The organism is Bradyrhizobium manausense, assembly GCF_018131105.1.
Lineage (GTDB): Bacteria > Pseudomonadota > Alphaproteobacteria > Rhizobiales > Xanthobacteraceae > Bradyrhizobium > Bradyrhizobium manausense_B.
This window is the reverse complement of record NZ_JAFCJI010000005.1, coordinates 167,405-182,330: the sequence shown is the minus strand read 5'-3', so window position 1 is coordinate 182,330 and position 14,926 is coordinate 167,405. Positions and strand designations below refer to the sequence as shown.

At 65.4% G+C, this 14,926-nt stretch carries 14 protein-coding genes; 8 read left to right on the top strand and 6 right to left on the bottom strand.

Annotated elements, in window-relative coordinates:
* Positions 1 to 219: 219 nt before the first annotated feature.
* The 3 genes from JQ631_RS29960 to JQ631_RS29950 form a co-directional block, all read right to left on the bottom strand.
* A complete protein-coding gene (locus JQ631_RS29960; protein WP_212333094.1) occupies positions 220 to 1,182 on the bottom strand; it encodes an acetyl-CoA carboxylase carboxyltransferase subunit alpha in 963 nt (320 codons plus the stop codon).
* Positions 1,183 to 1,459: 277 nt separating this feature from the next.
* Positions 1,460 to 2,428, bottom strand: a complete 969-nt coding sequence (gene xerD / locus JQ631_RS29955; protein WP_212333093.1) for a site-specific tyrosine recombinase XerD — start codon at positions 2,426 to 2,428, stop codon at positions 1,460 to 1,462.
* Between the two features lie 17 nt (positions 2,429 to 2,445).
* Complete coding sequence (locus JQ631_RS29950; RefSeq protein ID WP_057747440.1) at positions 2,446 to 2,592, bottom strand: hypothetical protein; 147 nt, start codon at positions 2,590 to 2,592, stop codon at positions 2,446 to 2,448.
* A gap of 170 nt (positions 2,593 to 2,762) precedes the next feature.
* Here JQ631_RS29950 and JQ631_RS29945 point away from each other — a divergent pair, with 170 nt between their 5' ends.
* From JQ631_RS29945 to JQ631_RS29935, 3 genes are all read left to right on the top strand, one after another.
* Positions 2,763 to 3,386, top strand: a complete 624-nt coding sequence (locus JQ631_RS29945) for a shikimate kinase (RefSeq protein ID WP_212333148.1) — start codon at positions 2,763 to 2,765, stop codon at positions 3,384 to 3,386.
* Positions 3,383 to 4,531, top strand: coding sequence for a 3-dehydroquinate synthase (gene aroB, locus JQ631_RS29940; protein WP_212333092.1), 1,149 nt, complete (start codon positions 3,383 to 3,385; stop codon positions 4,529 to 4,531). The genes JQ631_RS29945 and aroB overlap by 4 nt, the downstream gene beginning before the upstream one ends.
* A gap of 81 nt (positions 4,532 to 4,612) precedes the next feature.
* Positions 4,613 to 5,917: an HlyC/CorC family transporter gene (locus tag JQ631_RS29935; RefSeq protein WP_212333091.1), complete on the top strand. Its 1,305-nt coding sequence runs from the start codon at positions 4,613 to 4,615 to the stop codon at positions 5,915 to 5,917.
* A 202-nt stretch (positions 5,918 to 6,119) separates the two neighbouring features.
* Here JQ631_RS29935 and JQ631_RS29930 read toward each other — a convergent pair whose 3' ends face one another.
* Positions 6,120 to 6,389: a BolA family protein gene (locus tag JQ631_RS29930; RefSeq protein ID WP_212333090.1), complete on the bottom strand. Its 270-nt coding sequence runs from the start codon at positions 6,387 to 6,389 to the stop codon at positions 6,120 to 6,122.
* Positions 6,390 to 6,494: 105 nt separating this feature from the next.
* Between JQ631_RS29930 and JQ631_RS29925 the strand changes: the two genes are divergently transcribed.
* Complete coding sequence (locus JQ631_RS29925; RefSeq protein WP_212333089.1) at positions 6,495 to 7,133, top strand: J domain-containing protein; 639 nt, start codon at positions 6,495 to 6,497, stop codon at positions 7,131 to 7,133.
* Positions 7,134 to 7,340: 207 nt separating this feature from the next.
* Here the strand turns inward: JQ631_RS29925 and JQ631_RS29920 are convergent, their stop codons facing one another.
* Positions 7,341 to 8,435, bottom strand: a complete 1,095-nt coding sequence (locus JQ631_RS29920; protein WP_212333087.1) for a citrate synthase/methylcitrate synthase — start codon at positions 8,433 to 8,435, stop codon at positions 7,341 to 7,343.
* Positions 8,436 to 8,517: 82 nt separating this feature from the next.
* On the opposite strand from JQ631_RS29920, the gene JQ631_RS29915 reads away from it, so the two are divergent.
* Complete coding sequence (locus JQ631_RS29915; RefSeq protein WP_212333085.1) at positions 8,518 to 9,735, top strand: citrate/2-methylcitrate synthase; 1,218 nt, start codon at positions 8,518 to 8,520, stop codon at positions 9,733 to 9,735.
* Between the two features lie 5 nt (positions 9,736 to 9,740).
* On the opposite strand, the gene JQ631_RS29910 is transcribed toward JQ631_RS29915, so the two are convergent.
* Positions 9,741 to 10,400: a DedA family protein gene (locus JQ631_RS29910; protein WP_212333083.1), complete on the bottom strand. Its 660-nt coding sequence runs from the start codon at positions 10,398 to 10,400 to the stop codon at positions 9,741 to 9,743.
* A gap of 297 nt (positions 10,401 to 10,697) precedes the next feature.
* On the opposite strand from JQ631_RS29910, the gene cobS reads away from it, so the two are divergent.
* The 3 genes from cobS (at position 10,698) to JQ631_RS29895 (ending at position 14,798) form a co-directional block, all read left to right on the top strand.
* A complete protein-coding gene (cobS, locus tag JQ631_RS29905) occupies positions 10,698 to 11,696 on the top strand; it encodes a cobaltochelatase subunit CobS (RefSeq protein ID WP_212333081.1) in 999 nt (332 codons plus the stop codon).
* 142 nt (positions 11,697 to 11,838) lie between these two features.
* Positions 11,839 to 13,740, top strand: coding sequence for a cobaltochelatase subunit CobT (gene cobT / locus JQ631_RS29900; RefSeq protein ID WP_212333079.1), 1,902 nt, complete (start codon positions 11,839 to 11,841; stop codon positions 13,738 to 13,740).
* Entirely contained in the window at positions 13,737 to 14,798 is a 1,062-nt protein-coding gene (locus tag JQ631_RS29895) for an esterase-like activity of phytase family protein (protein ID WP_212333075.1), read from the top strand. Before cobT ends, JQ631_RS29895 begins: the two co-directional genes overlap by 4 nt.
* Positions 14,799 to 14,926: the final 128 nt, after the last annotated feature.

Here is a 14,926-nt window from a genome sequence, read left to right as displayed (position 1 = left end):
GCAACCCGACCGGGGATCACGAGCCCGTTGGCCGACAGGCGTGGTCAACGAAGACTTAAACTGGGCCGGAACTTGGGCTTTGCAGCCAAACAGCTACTGAGATCGCTGATTTGGGCAAAAAAAGGGTTAATGCGGGGTTACCGGAACGGTCTGAGCAGGTCCGGTAGGGTGAGTTACGCCGACGGCGAGCCCACCCTACGGCATTAAAAACCGTCCGAATCAGCCCAGTTTCCGGCCGATATCGAGGAATTTCTGGCGGCGCTGCTTGCGGATGGCGTCGCCATCCAGGCCGCGCATCTCGTCAAAAGCCTTGGCGATCGCGTCGCCCGTCGTGGCGATCATGGCGGCGGGGTCGCGATGGGCGCCGCCGACCGGCTCCTTCAGGATGCTATCGATCACCCCGAAGCGCAGCATGTCCTGCGCGGTGATCTTCATGTTGTTGGCGGCTTCCTGCGCCTTGCTGCCGTCGCGCCACAGGATCGAGGAGGCGGCTTCCGGGGAGATCACGCTGTAGATCGCGTGCTCCAGCATCAGCACCTTGTTGGCGGTGGTGATGGCGATGGCGCCGCCCGACATGCCCTCGCCGGTGATGATGGCGACGTTCGGCACGGTCAGCGCCATGCAGGCATCGGTCGAGCGCGCGATGGCTTCAGCCTGGCCGCGCTCTTCAGCGCCGATGCCGGGATAGGCACCGGCGGAATCGGCGAGCGACAGCACCGGCAGGCCGAACCGCTCGGCCATCTCCATCAGCCGCACGCATTTGCGGTAACCTTCCGGCCGCGCCATGCCAAAGTTGTGCTTGATGCGGCTCTCGGTGGAATCGCCCTTTTCCTGGCCCATCACGCAGATGGCTTCGCCGCGGAAGCGGCCGAAGCCCGCGACCAGGGCCTCGTCCTCGCCGAACTTGCGATCGCCGGCGAGCGGGGTGAATTCGGTGATCAGGCCCTTGATGAAGTCGTTGAAATGCGGCCGCTGCGAGTGTCGCGCGACCAGCGTCTTCTGCCACGGCGTCAGGTTGAGATAGAGGTCGGCCAGCGCCTGCGCCGCCTTGTCCTCGATCTTCCCGATCTCCTCAGCGATGTCGGTGCCGTTGGCCGCAAGCGTCCTGAGCTCGTCGACCTTGGAATCGAGCTCAGCGACGGGCTTTTCGAAGTCGAGATAGCTGCGCATCTGGTCTGGCATCAACTCAATATAGGGGGACGGGGCGGAGAGGCGAAGCGAGGTTGGCTTCTCGTCAAGAAGTGTAGCTTCTTCAATGGGTTGACCTGTGCGCTCCCGGGAGCGCGCCAAATCACTGACAGGGCCACGGCTCTTTCTGCGGAGATGTGGCCGAAGTCAAGGCGGTTTCGGTTGTCTTCCCGGTTGGGATCTCGTGTCCCGGACGCGCTGCAGCGCTTCTATAGCGCTGCTGCGCAGAGCCGGGACCGCAAGCGGCATGTGCCCGGGGCACGAGACCTGCTTACTTCTCCGCCAGCGGGTGCAGGTCCCGCACCAGGCTCTTCAATCGCTCCTCGACCACATGGGTGTAGATCTGGGTGGTCGAAATGTCAGTATGGCCGAGCAGGGTCTGCACGATGCGCAAATCCGCGCCGTTGTGCAGGAGGTGGCTGGCGAACGCGTGCCGCAGCACGTGCGGGGAGACCAGGCGCGCCTGAAGCCCCGAGGCGACCGCGAGCTCCTTGAGGTCGCGGCCAAAGTGTTGCCGCGTCAGGTGCCCGCTCTCGCCGAAGGAAGGAAACAGCCATTTCGCTGTGGCGACGCTGCCCTTCTTCTCGCCCTTCGCCGCTTCTGTCGCCGCGAGATAATCCGCCATCGCCTGCCGCGAAGCTTCGTTCAGCGGCACCAGGCGTTCCTTGTCGCCCTTGCCGCGCACCACGATCATGCGGGCGTCGCGCTTCGCCGCCGAGCGCGGCAGCGACACCAGTTCGGAGACACGCAGGCCCGTGGCGTAGAGCACTTCGAGCAGGCAATAGAGCCGCAAAGCGCGCAGCCGCTGCGACGGCGAGGCGTCCGCCGCTTCACTCATTTCCTTGGCACGGCGAAGCATGCGGTCGACATCTGAAATCGACAGCACCTTGGGCAGGCCGCGGCCGCGCTTGGGGCCCGACAGGATCGCTGCGGGATCTTCGGCTCTGATGCGCTCGTTCAAGAGGAAGCGGAACAGGTGCCGCATTGCCGAGAGCCGCCGCGCGACGCTGGAGGATTTGAAGCCGCGCGCATCGAGATCACCGAGATAGTCGCGCAGGACTTGCGTTTCGGCGTCAACAAAGCCGTGGCCGGCGCGGCCGAGAAACTCCGAGAAATCGGTGAGGTCGCGGCGATAGGCGTCGAGCGTATTGGGCCCGGCACCCTGTTCCGCCGCGAGCATGTCGAGGAACAGGCCGGTAAGCTTGGCGTCGGAGGGCTTGCTGGCGGAGGATTTGCGCATGCCCCGGAGGCTAGCTCCTATTTCTTGAGAAATTTATCCGGCGGGATCGTCACCGTCATTTCTCGCGGCTTCGGATTGACGAAGTTGGCCAGCGCGAACACCGCGCCATAGACGATGCCGGCAATCACGGCGACGACCGTCAGGAAGCGGAACAGGCTGGGCATCGGGCAAGGTCTCGACGAGGTCTCAGGTTTGCAAATTAATCAATGAAATCATCCAACATGTTCGCCGTTTCGTGGCAAGAGTCCTCTGGCGAGGGCCCCGAGGGGGTCGTATAGGTGGCCGGGATGCCGCCCCTGGCGGCAGTTTGAGCGAGATCCAATCGAGCAAAATGATGTCTGACGCCGAGATGCCAGCACAAGCGAACCCGGAGGCCGACATCCTGTCGGCCCTGGGCACGCGTTCGGTCGTGCTGGTCGGCATGATGGGCGTCGGCAAGTCCACCATCGGTCGCCGCATGGCTGTCAGGCTCAAGCTGCCGTTCGTCGATGCCGACACCGAGATCGAGGCGGCGGCCGGCATGACCATACCGGAGATCTTCGAGCGCCATGGCGAGCCGCATTTCCGCGACGGCGAGGCGCGGGTGATCGCGCGCCTGCTCGACGGCGGGCCGTTGGTGCTGGCGACCGGCGGCGGCGCCTTCATGCGCGAGGAGACGCGCAGCCGCATCGCGGCCAAGGCGATCTCGATCTGGCTCAAGGCCGACCACGACGTCATCATGCGCCGCGTGCGCCGCCGCGCCGACCGTCCGCTGCTCCAGACGGCCGACCCCGAGGGCACCGTGACGCGCCTGCTCACCGAGCGCGAGCCGGTCTACAGCCATGCCGACCTCACCATCGCCTCGCGCGACGTGCCGCACGACAGAATTGTCGATGAGACCCTCGAGACGTTGCACGCGCATCTCTGCGGCGAGCCGGCCACACAATCTCCTGCCGACGTCGCGAGTGCCGTTCGATGACTGCGCCTCTGAAACATTCCGATCCCGTCAACGTCGGCGTCGCGCTGGAGAATCGCGCCTATGACATCGTCATCGGCCGCGGCGTGCTGTCGTCGCTCGGCGAACGCGTTGCCGCATTGCGCCCCGGCGTGCGCACCGCCATCGTCACCGATCGCACCGTTGCAAGATACTGGCTCGAGCCGACGGAAGCCTCGCTCGCGGCCGCCGGCATTCCGACCTCGCGTGTCGTCGTCGAGGAAGGCGAGATCTCCAAGACTTATGCGGGGCTGGAAAAAGTCAGCGAAGCCCTGATCGCGGCCAGGATCGAGCGCAACGATCTCGTCATCGCGCTCGGCGGCGGCGTGGTCGGCGATCTCGCCGGCTTTGCGGCCGCGATCCTGCGTCGCGGTGTCGATTTCGTGCAGGTACCGACATCGCTGCTGGCGCAGGTCGATTCCTCCGTTGGCGGCAAGACCGGCATCAACTCGCCGCAGGGCAAGAATTTGCTCGGTGCCTTCCACCAGCCGGTGCTTGTCGTCGCCGACACCGCTGTGCTCGACACGCTGTCGCCGCGGCAATTCCGCGCCGGCTATGCCGAGGTCGCCAAATACGGCGTGCTCGGCGACGAGGCCTTCTTCACCTGGCTGGAGAAGAACCACGCGGACATCTTCCAGGGCGGCTCTGCCCGCGAACATGCGATCGCGACCTCCTGCCGCGCCAAGGCCGGCGTCGTCTCGCGCGACGAGCGCGAGACCGGCGAGCGGGCGCTGCTCAATCTCGGCCACACCTTTGGACACGCGCTGGAAGCCGCGACCGGCTTCTCCGACCGTCTGTTCCACGGCGAAGGCGTTGCCATCGGCATGACGCTGGCGGCGCAGTTCTCGGCCAGACTCGGCATGATCGGTGAGCTCGAGGCGGTCCGCGTCGAGCGTCATCTGATCGAAGCCGGCCTTCCGACGCGCCTGCAGGACATCGCGGGCTTCGCGCAGGAAGGCCTCGCCGATGCCGACGCGCTGATGGCGCTGATGGCGCAGGACAAGAAGGTCAAGCGCGGCAAGCTCACCTTCATCCTGCTCGAGGCGGTGGGCCGCGCGGTCATCGCAAAGGACGTTGAGCCGACCCCGGTGCGCGACTTCCTCAAAGAGAAGCTCGCGCAGAAGGCCTGATGCGCTAGAGAGCGTTTCCAGGCGAAGTGGGTATCGGTTCGCGTAAAGAACACGCGTCAAGGCAAGAAATTCGAGTGGTGCATGGACTGGCTCGGCTTCACCATCGTCATCGTCTGCCTGCTGGTCTCGGGCTTCTTCGCCGCGAGCGAGACAGCGCTGACCGGCGCCTCGCGCGCCAGCATGCTGCGGCTATCCAAGCAGGGTAATCGCGATGCCGACGTGGTCTCGCAACTGCTCGACATGCGCGAGCGCCTGATCGGCGCGCTGCTGCTCGGCAACAACATCGCCAATATCAGCGCCTCGGCACTGGCTACCAGCATCTTCACGGCCTGGTTCGGCGATGTCGGCGTGCTCTACGCCACTGGCGTCATGACCGCGCTGGTCGTGATCTTCGCGGAAGTTCTGCCCAAGACCATCGCCATCAACGCGCCGGATCGCATGGCGCTCGCGGTCGCGCGCCCGATGCGGCTGACGATGTATGTGCTGGGGCCGCTGCTGCGGGTGGTGGAAGTCATCGTGCGGCTGTTGATGCGCTTGTTCGGCCTCGCCGGGGAGCACCAGGCGATCCTGTCGCCGACCGAACGCCTGCGCGGCGCGGTCGACCTGCTGCACCATGAGGGCAAGGTCGAGAAGCAGGACCGCGACATGCTCGGTGGCCTGCTGGATCTGCGCGAGCTGCAGGTCTCCGACGTCATGATTCATCGCACCGAGATGATGTTGATCAACGCCGATCTGCCGGCGGAGGATCTGGTGCGCGAAGTGCTGGCGACCGAATACACCCGCATTCCGCTCTGGCGCGAGAAGCCGGAAAACATCATTGGCGTGCTCCACGCCAAGGACCTCTTGCGCGCGATCCGCGCTTCCGACGGCGACACCTCGCGTATCGATGTCTCCACCATCGCGCTGCCGCCGTGGTTCGTGCCGGAGATGCGGCCGGTGTCCGAGCAGCTCAAGGCATTCCGCCGCCGAAAGACCCATTTCGCGCTCGTCGTCGACGAGTACGGCGAAGTTGAAGGCCTTGTGACGCTGGAAGACATTCTGGAAGAGATCGTCGGTGACATCTCCGACGAGCACGACGTGGTGGTCGCCGGCGTGCGCGCCCAGCCGGATGGCTCCGTCGTGGTCGATGGCTCGGTGCCGATCCGTGACCTCAACCGCGCCATGGACTGGCGCCTGCCTGATGGAGAGGCAACCACGGTTGCCGGCCTCGTCATTCACGAGGCGCGCTCGATCCCCGACCGCGGCCAGAGCTTCACCTTCCACGGCTTCCGCTTCCGCGTGCTCCGCCGCGAGCGCAACCGCATCACCGCGCTCCGTATTTCACCGGTCCCGCGCGATGCGGAGCTGGAAGAGGCGAAGCCGAGACGGGCCGGGACGTCGTTTTGACGCGGCGGTTGATGGCACTTTCGCCTCCACATCGTCATGGCCGGGCATAGCCGTCCGAAGGACGGCGTCGCTTCCGCTCGCCTATGACCCGGCCATCCACGTCTTACTGTTTCGAACGAAGAACGTGGATGCCCGGGACAAGCCCGGGCATGACGACCATCCTTGATGAGGTGCTGGACCCTCAACGGGAGGGTAAGCGAAGTCAGCCTTCCCCCGGCGCCTGCGCGTGGATTGCCAGCGCGTGCACGCTGCCGGAGAGTTCCGCGGCCAGAGCCGCATTTATCATGCGGTGACGGTCAACCCGGCTCTTCCCTTTGAAGGCCTGAGACACGATATAAACGCGGAAGTGCGTCTCGCCGCTCGGCCGATGGCCGGAATGGCCCTCATGCAAATGTGACTCGTCGACGACCTCGAGGCTTTCCGGTGTGAAAGCTTCCTGCAACTTGTTGCTGATAGTATCTTTGGTAGCCATGTTTGCCATTAAAGCGCGCGATCGCTCTCCGTCAATTGCCGGGGTCTCGTCCTAATTGCAATGTCAAGACTTGAAGGTTTTTGCATTGCGTAGTCAAAGTCAGCCATGCCGATCGATTCATCAAAGTTCTTCGACTCCATCCGGGTCAAGCCGCGGGGCAAGCAGCCCGAGGTGAAGCCGCGCGACACTGTGGTCGCCTGCGAATGGACCGGGTGTCAGAACAAGGGCGCGCATCGCGCACCCAAGGGCCGCGATAACCAGCGCGAGTACTGGCACTTCTGCCTGGACCACGTGCGCGAGTACAACCAGAACTACAATTTCTTCTCCGGCATGAATGCCGACGCCGTCGCGCGCTATCAGAAGGATGCGCTGACCGGTCACCGTCCGACCTGGAAGATGGGCGCCAATGGCGGCGTCAAGAAAGGCGCGGAAGCCGAGATCGACGGAGCCTTCGATCCCTTCAGCATGTTCCAGGAGCTCAACGGCCGCACCGGCTGGCGGAAGGGTCCGGAGTCCGCCCAGCCCAAGGTCGAAACGCGCAAGGTGATGAACGCCGAGCGCAAGGCGCTTCAGGTGATGGGCCTCGGTCCGAGTGCCACGCTCGCCGACGTCAAGAGCAAGTACAAGGCGCTGGTGAAGCAGCACCACCCCGACGCCAATGGCGGCGACCGCTCCACCGAGGATCGCCTGATCGAGATCATCAAGGCGTATAATTATCTGAAGACGGTGGTGCGGGAGGCGTAACGCCTCGCGCAGTATTCTCTGGTGTCGTCCCGGCGCAGGCCTGGACCCATAACCCCAGGGAGCAGTTTGGCGAAGATTCGTAGTGAAGAGTCTTCCCGCGGTACTGTCACCATCCCTTATCGATAGATCGCGCGGTATGGGTCCCGGCCTGCGCCGGGACGACAGTGGAGTATTGGCTCCGCTGTCGTGTTTTACCGAGCTACTTTGTCACGCCTCCGGCATCGCCCCCACATAGGACGAACTCGGCCGGATCAACCGTCCCGTCCGCTGCTGCTCGCGTGCATGTGCGGTCCATCCGGCGGCACGTGCCACCGCGAAGATCGGCGTGAACGCCTGTCTTGGAATTGTCAGCGAGTCGAGCAGGATCGCGGTGAAGAACTCGACATTGGTCTCCAGCGGCCGCTCCGGGTTCTTCTTGCGTAGCGCTGCGCGAATATAGGCCTCGACCTCGCCGGCAAAGGGCAGGTCGGTGCCGTTGGTCGCGAGCGCCTCGACCGCGGTCTTGAGCACGTCGGCGCGCGGATCACGCACGCGATAGACGCGATGGCCGAAGCCCATCATCCGCTCGCCGCGCGCAAGCGCCGCATCCACCCAAGGCTGGATGCGTTCGCGCGAGCCGATCGCATCGAGCATTTCCAGCACGGGCTCCGGCGCGCCGCCATGCAGCGGACCGGTCAGCGCGCAATAGCCGGCGGTAACGGCTGCGAACAGATCGGCCTGCGTCGAGGCCACCACGCGCGCGGTGAAGGTCGAGGCGTTCATGCCGTGGTCGCTGGCGGTGACGAGATAGGCGTCCAATGCGGTGACCTCGCGCGCGGCGGGTGCGCGCCCCTGCAGCATGCGCAGCGTATCGGCGGCGTGGCTCACGGTCGGATCGGGCGCGACCGGCTCGAGCCCCTTGGCACGGCGCACCAGCGCGCCTGCGATCACCGGAAACGCGCCGACGATGGTCGCTTCGTGCTCGAGGCCGTGCTCGGCGCGCAGGCCCGCGACCGCGGCACGAAACCCGTCGATGATGCCCATGCCCCGGGTCGCCGGCAGCAGTTCGGAGAGCCGCGCGAAAGCGCGCTCGCGCGCCGCGCCCAGACTCGCCCGCACATTGGCTTCCGTGAGGTTGGTCTTGCTGGCCCCATTCCAGAGCCGGGCGGTGACGCCCTCAAAGCTCGACTTCGCGGCGAGGGTACCGACGTGCTCGCCGGCGATGATCAGCTCGCCGCGCTCGCCATCTACATGGCTCAGCACGGTTTCGGCCGCGGGAACGCCGTCCAGCCCGATCTGGCTTTTCGTAAGATGGATGTTCATGGCCCGAATCTCCCTTTTGCAGTGCACCAAGGGAAAATCGGTCCTCTCGACAGATTGATCAATCTTGATTACATAAATCAATATGAAAAATTATGATGGCCTCTATCTCTCCGCCCGGGAAGCAGCGGCCGAACTCGCGATCTCGCCGGCCACGCTCTACGCCTATGTCAGCCGCGGCCTGATCCGCTCCGAGCCGACGCCGGACTCGCGCAAGAACCGCTACCGTGCCGAGGACGTCCGCGCCCTCAAGGAACGCCGGGTCCCCTCGCCGGAGCCGCGCGGCCTGCGCAGCTTCGATGCTGACCTCCCGGTCATGGACACGGAGATCTCGACGATCACCGAGGAGGGCGCGATCTATCGCGGCGTCAACTGCGTCGATCTCGCCGAGAACGACACGCTGGAGCACACCGCAACGCTGCTCTGGGACGTCTCGGACGTCGATCCGTTCGCGCCCGACAATCAGCCGAAAATCTCCGACGAGATGCGCGCGATTGCGGACGCTGCGCGCCGCGCCGCGCCGATCGACCGCGCCATCGCCGTGCTCGCGCTGGCGACGAGCGCAGATTCGCGCGCCTTCACGCGCGCGCCCGATGGCCGGGCGATGGTCGGCGGACGCATCGTCCGGCTGCTGGTCGCGACCATGCTCAATGCCGAGGCGTCGCCGGAGCCGCTGCATCAGCAGATCGCGCGCGCCTGGGCGCCTGACAACAAGCACGCGCCTGATCTCATCCGTCGCGCGCTGGTGCTGCTGGCCGATCACGAACTGAACGCCTCGACCTTCACTGCGCGTTGCGCGGCCTCGACGGGGCTCAGTCTTTACGACTCCGTCATTGCCGGCCTCGCTGCGCTGAAGGGGCCGAAGCATGGCGGCGCCGGCGTGCTGGCCTCGCAACTCGTGAAGACGCTGGTCGACCGTGACGTCGAGCCGATGGTGCGCGAGCGCGTTGCGCTCGGCGAACGCTTTCCGGGCTTTGGCCACGGCGTCTACAAGCACGGCGATCCCCGTGCGCAGTCGCTGTTGAACGCGCTGGCGCGCGCCGGTGCGCCGCGCAAATTCACCCGCGAGGTCCCGGAGCGGATCGCGGAGGCGACTGGCGAGTTCGTCAACATCGACTATGTGCTCGCCGTGCTCGTGCACGCGCTGCGTCTGCCCGCCGGCAGTGAGCTTGCGGTGTTCGCCATGGCCCGCAGCGTCGGCTGGATCGCGCATGCGAGCGAGCAGTTGCAGTTCGGCAAGCTGATCCGGCCGCGGGCGAGATATGTGGGACCGGCGCCGGGAAGAAGGGCGGGGGCTTCTTAGGCCAATCAGGCCTGCGGCTTGGCCGCTGCGACAACGCCGTTCTGCCGCCGGCGATAATACAAGACGCCCAGGCCGGCGATGATCGCCACCCCGACCACCGTCAAGATCCAGAGATGCTTGCCCGGATGCCCGTGGTGCGCCACGCCGAAATATTCGTGGAAGGCCGAGACCGCCAGCACGCCCGGCAGCACATGGGCCGGCGCCCAGACCAGGATCGCGGGGATATTGACCGCGTAGAATTTCGCCGGCGGCATATCGAGCGCACCGGCGGTCACAGGCACGAACGCGCGGATCGGCGGCACGAAGCGGGCGAAGAACACGGCCCAGGTGCCGAAGCGGTTGAAGAAGGTCTCGCTCTCCTCGATCACGCGCGGATATCTGGTCAGCGGCCAGGTGTTGAGGATTTTGCGCTGCTGCAGGTGCCCGAGCCAGTAGGCCGAGCCGTCGCCGAGCACGGCCCCGATGACGGCCGCCAGCAGCACCCATTGCAGCTTCAGGTCGCCGCCGGGAACCAATGCGCTCAGCGCCAGGATGATGGTCGAACCGGGGATGACCGACCCCACCACCGGAACCGCTTCGAGAAGCGCCGCCAGGAACAGGGTCAGGTAGGCCAGCCACGCATGGACTGAAACGAAGGAGATCAGGGGATCGAGAAAGGACGTCACGAGGTTTCTGTAGCGGGCTGGGGCTTTCGGGTTCAGACCCTTACATAAGTAGGGTGGAGCGTTGAAGGTGCCACTCGCGTGGGCACGCCACCTCATCGGCGCGAAATTTGGGCGAGATTTGCAGGGCAGCCTTCCCAAAATCGCGTTCCTTGCCTATCTAAATGAAAAGACAACGGAACTTTGATTGGGGCGCGGGCTTCTGCCGGCACGTTGTCTCTGATAGGTTCGCGACCGCACCCAGCCGCAGCCAACGTGCAAATAACTGGTCTCGGGACCGCCCGGGGCCTCGGAGGATTGATGACGACCGCCGCCATGTCCAAAGTTGAGGAAGTTTCCGGTTTGCCCGACATGAAGGTGTCGGTGCGCCAGGTGTTCGGGATCGACAGCGATCTCGAAGTGCCGGCCTATTCCGAAGTCGATCCTCACGTCCCTGAAGTCGATTCCGACTACCGTTTCGACCGCGCCACCACGCTTGCCATTCTCGCCGGCTTCGCCCGCAACCGCCGCGTGATGGTCACCGGCTATCACGGCACCGGTAAATCCACCCATATCGAGCAGGTCGCCGCCCGCCTGAACTGGCCCTGCGTGCGCGTCAACCTCGACAGCCACATCAGCCGCATCGACCTCGTCGGCAAGGACTCCATCGTGGTCCGCGACGGCAAGCAGGTCACCGAGTTTCGTGACGGCATCCTGCCCTGGGCGCTCCAGAACAATGTCGCGCTGGTGTTCGACGAATACGACGCCGGCCGCCCGGACGTGATGTTCGTGATTCAGCGCGTGCTGGAGGTCTCGGGACGCCTGACGCTGCTCGACCAGAACAAGGTGATCAAGCCGCATCCGGCGTTCCGCATGTTCTCGACCGCCAACACGGTCGGCCTCGGCGACACGTCGGGCCTCTATCACGGCACCCAGCAGATCAACCAGGGCCAGATGGACCGCTGGTCGATCGTCACGACGCTCAACTACCTCAGCCACGACGAGGAAGTGGAGATCGTGCTGGCCAAGGCCAAGCACTACCGCACCCAGGAAGGCCGCGACATCGTCAACAAGATGGTGCGCCTCGCCGATCTCACCCGTAACGCCTTCGCCAATGGCGATCTGTCGACGGTGATGAGCCCGCGCACGGTGATCACCTGGGCCGAGAACGCCGACATCTTCGGCGATATCGGCTTCGCCTTCCGCGTCACCTTCCTCAACAAGTGCGACGAGCTCGAGCGTCCCCTGGTCGCCGAGTTCTACCAGCGCTGCTTCAACGCGGAGCTGCCGGAATCGGCAGTCAACGTGGCGCTGTCCTGATCTCTCGTGGTGTGTCGTCCCGGCGAACGCCGGGACCCATACCGCGTGATGTCTCGATGAAGCGACGCCGATCGTTTTTCTGATCCAACGACGGCCGGTGGTTATGGGCCCCGGCCTCCGCCGGGGCGACGGATAGGGCGAGATGACCACCTCCAACTCCAAATTCCGCAACAGCAAGGAAGCCCCGACCGAGCCGTTCAAGCGCTCGGTGGCGTCCTGCCTGAAGGCGATCGCGAAGACGCCGGAGCTCGACGTCTCCTTCGCGGCCGAGCGCCCGGGCCTCGCGCCCGGCAAGGCCCGTTTGCCCGAGCCCGCGCGAAAAATGACCAGGCGTGATGCTGCGATCGTGCGCGGCCACGCCGATTCGATCGCGCTCAAGATCGCCTGTCACGACGCCAAACTGCATCGCAAGCTGATGCCCGGCAATCCGCAGGCGCGCGGCGTGTTCGAGGCGGTCGAGCAGGCCCGTGTCGAGGCGATCGGTGCGCGCCGCATGGCGGGCGTTGCGAAAAACCTCACCGCGATGCTCGATGATCATTTCCATCGCGGCAAGTTCGACGAGATCACCGATCGCGCCGATGCGCCGCTCGCCGACGCATTGGCGATGCTGGTGCGCGAGCGCCTCACCGGCATGGCACCGCCCGCCGCCGCGAAGAAGATGGTCGATCTCTGGCGGCCGATCCTCGAAGACAAGATCGGGAAGCGGCTCGACCGGCTCGACGGCGTGGTCGAGGACCAGACCAAGTTCAGCGACGCCGTGCATGACCTCCTGACCGCGCTCGAACTTGGCGACGAGCGCAGCGCCGACAGCGAGGATGACGAGGACAACGACGAGAACCAGGACGGCGACAACGATCAGTCCGGCGCCGAGGGCTCGCCCGATTCCGACGCCGCGCAGGAGATGAGCGCCGACCAGGCGCAGGCCTCCTCGGAAGAGATGAGCGACAGCGCGATGGAAAGCGCGCAGGCCTCGACCTCCGACACCTTCGACGACGGTGAGCTCGGCGACGACGAGACGCCGGGCGAGGCGACGCGTCCGAACTCGCACGGCAAGAACGAGCCGCGCGGGCCGGAATATCACGCCTTCGCGCCGAAATTCGACGAGGTCATCGCCGCCGAGGATCTCTGCGACCATGACGAGCTGGAGCGCCTGCGCGCCTATCTCGACAAGCAGCTCGCGCATCTGCAGGGCATCGTCGCCCGCCTCGCCAACCGCCTTCAGCGTCGCCTGATGGCGCAGCAGAACCGCGCCTGGGAGTTCGATCTCGAGGAGGGTATCCTCGATCCCGCGCGCCTGTCGCGCGTGGTCACCGATCCCTATCACCCCCTGTCCTTCATGCACGAGAAGGAGGCCACGTTCCGCGACACCGTCGTCACGCTGCTGCTCGACAATTCCGGCTCGATGCGCGGACGCCCGATCACGGTCGCCGCCACCTGCGCCGACATTCTCGCGCGCACGCTGGAGCGTTGCGGCGTCAAGGTCGAGATTCTGGGCTTCACCACGCGCGCCTGGAAGGGCGGGCAGTCGCGCGAGGCGTGGCTGGCCGCCGGCAAGCCGGCCAATCCCGGCCGCCTCAACGATCTCCGCCACATCATCTACAAATCCGCCGACGCCCCCTGGCGCCGTGCGCGGAAGAACCTCGGCCTGATGATGCGCGAGGGTCTGCTGAAAGAGAACATCGACGGCGAGGCGCTCGACTGGGCGCACAAGCGCCTGCTCGGCCGCCCCGAGCAGCGCAAGATCCTGATGATGATCTCGGATGGTGCGCCGGTCGACGATTCCACGCTGTCGGTCAATCCCGGCAACTACCTCGAGCGGCATCTGCGCCACATCATCGAGGAGATCGAGACCCGCTCGCCCGTCGAGCTGATCGCGATCGGCATCGGTCATGACGTGACGCGCTATTATCGCCGCGCGGTGACGATCGTGGACGCCGAAGAACTCGGCGGCGCCATCACCGAAAAGCTCGCCGAACTCTTCAGCGAGACCAACACGGCGCCCACGCAACCGGCCAATCGCCCGCGGCGCAAATTGCATTCGTGAGCAACCTTCGATCCCGCCGCAGCTTTCTTGGCCACGTGGCGGCGGGATTTTCCACTCTCGCTCTGCCTCGGCTCGCGCTGGCCGAACCTGCGCCCAGACCGGCGCAGCCCGAGCACGCCGTCACCGCGCCGGTCAGCATCGACGTCAATGCGCGGCAGATCCCGTCCTTCGAGCCGCGCGATCGCGCGCGCGTGCGCTTCGGCTCCTTGCAATATCGCAGCGGGCTGGTGCTGACCTCGCCGCATCGCGGCTTCGGCGGCCTCTCCGGCTTTCGCTTCCTCGACGGCAAGGGCGAGCGCTTCCTGGCGCTGTCGGATCAGGGCACCTGGTTCACAGGCGGCATCCGCTATGCCGGTGGCAAAATGGCCGGGCTCGACGACGTCGAGGCCGCGCCGATGCTCAATGCCGAGGGACGGCCGATCACCGAAAAGCGGCTCTGGTACGATACCGAGTCGCTCGCGCGCGATGGTTCGCTCGTCTATGTCGGGCTCGAACGCGTCAACCAGATCATGCGTTTCGACTTTGCCAGGGGCGGCACGCGCGCCCACGGCGAGGTGCTGCCGACGCCGTCCGCGCTGCGCAAGCTGCCCTACAACAAGGGGCTGGAGGCGCTGGTGTTCGTGCCGAAAGGCCAGCCGCTTGCCGGCACGCTGATCGCGATGTCGGAAGGCGGCATCGATGCCGACGGCAACCTGGTCGGCTTCCTGATCGGCGGGCCCTCGCCGGGCCAGTTCAGCATCAAGCGCACCGACAAGCAGTTCATCAGCGATGCCGTGCTGCTGGCCTCGGGCGAATTGCTCATCCTCGAGCGAAAATTCTCATGGTTCACCGGCATCAACATCCGCATCCGCTCGCTGCCCCTGAAGGCGATCGCGCCGGGCGCAGTGGTCGACGGCCCGGTGCTGTTCGATGCCGATCTCGGCCATGAGGTCGACAACATGGAAGGCATCGACGCCCATGTCACGACGGAGGGCGAGACCGTGCTGACCATGGTGTCGGACGATAATTTCTCGCTGCTCCAGCGGACGCTGCTGTTGCAGTTCACGCTGATGGAGTAGCCCGGCTGTCGCGGCAATCTCCGCTGTCGTCCCGGACAAGCGAAGCGCAGATCCGGGATCCATGACCACAGGGAGTGGTTTGGCGAGGACTCGGGGTGACCGGTTTTGCGCAACAACTCCTCCCTGGG

Bases quoted from the DNA above. Each gene is read 5' to 3' on its own strand.
- JQ631_RS29960 (WP_212333094.1), bottom strand. From the start codon at position 1,182: ATGCCAGACCAGATGCGCAGCTATCTCGACTTCGAAAAGCCCGTCGCT.
- xerD (WP_212333093.1), bottom strand. From the start codon at position 2,428: ATGCGCAAATCCTCCGCCAGCAAGCCCTCCGACGCCAAGCTTACCGGC.
- JQ631_RS29950 (WP_057747440.1), bottom strand. From the start codon at position 2,592: ATGCCCAGCCTGTTCCGCTTCCTGACGGTCGTCGCCGTGATTGCCGGC.
- JQ631_RS29945 (WP_212333148.1), top strand. From the start codon at position 2,763: ATGTCTGACGCCGAGATGCCAGCACAAGCGAACCCGGAGGCCGACATC.
- aroB (WP_212333092.1), top strand. From the start codon at position 3,383: ATGACTGCGCCTCTGAAACATTCCGATCCCGTCAACGTCGGCGTCGCG.
- JQ631_RS29935 (WP_212333091.1), top strand. From the start codon at position 4,613: ATGGACTGGCTCGGCTTCACCATCGTCATCGTCTGCCTGCTGGTCTCG.
- JQ631_RS29930 (WP_212333090.1), bottom strand. From the start codon at position 6,389: ATGGCTACCAAAGATACTATCAGCAACAAGTTGCAGGAAGCTTTCACA.
- JQ631_RS29925 (WP_212333089.1), top strand. From the start codon at position 6,495: ATGCCGATCGATTCATCAAAGTTCTTCGACTCCATCCGGGTCAAGCCG.
- JQ631_RS29920 (WP_212333087.1), bottom strand. From the start codon at position 8,435: ATGAACATCCATCTTACGAAAAGCCAGATCGGGCTGGACGGCGTTCCC.
- JQ631_RS29915 (WP_212333085.1), top strand. From the start codon at position 8,518: ATGAAAAATTATGATGGCCTCTATCTCTCCGCCCGGGAAGCAGCGGCC.
- cobS (WP_212333081.1), top strand. From the start codon at position 10,698: ATGACGACCGCCGCCATGTCCAAAGTTGAGGAAGTTTCCGGTTTGCCC.
- cobT (WP_212333079.1), top strand. From the start codon at position 11,839: ATGACCACCTCCAACTCCAAATTCCGCAACAGCAAGGAAGCCCCGACC.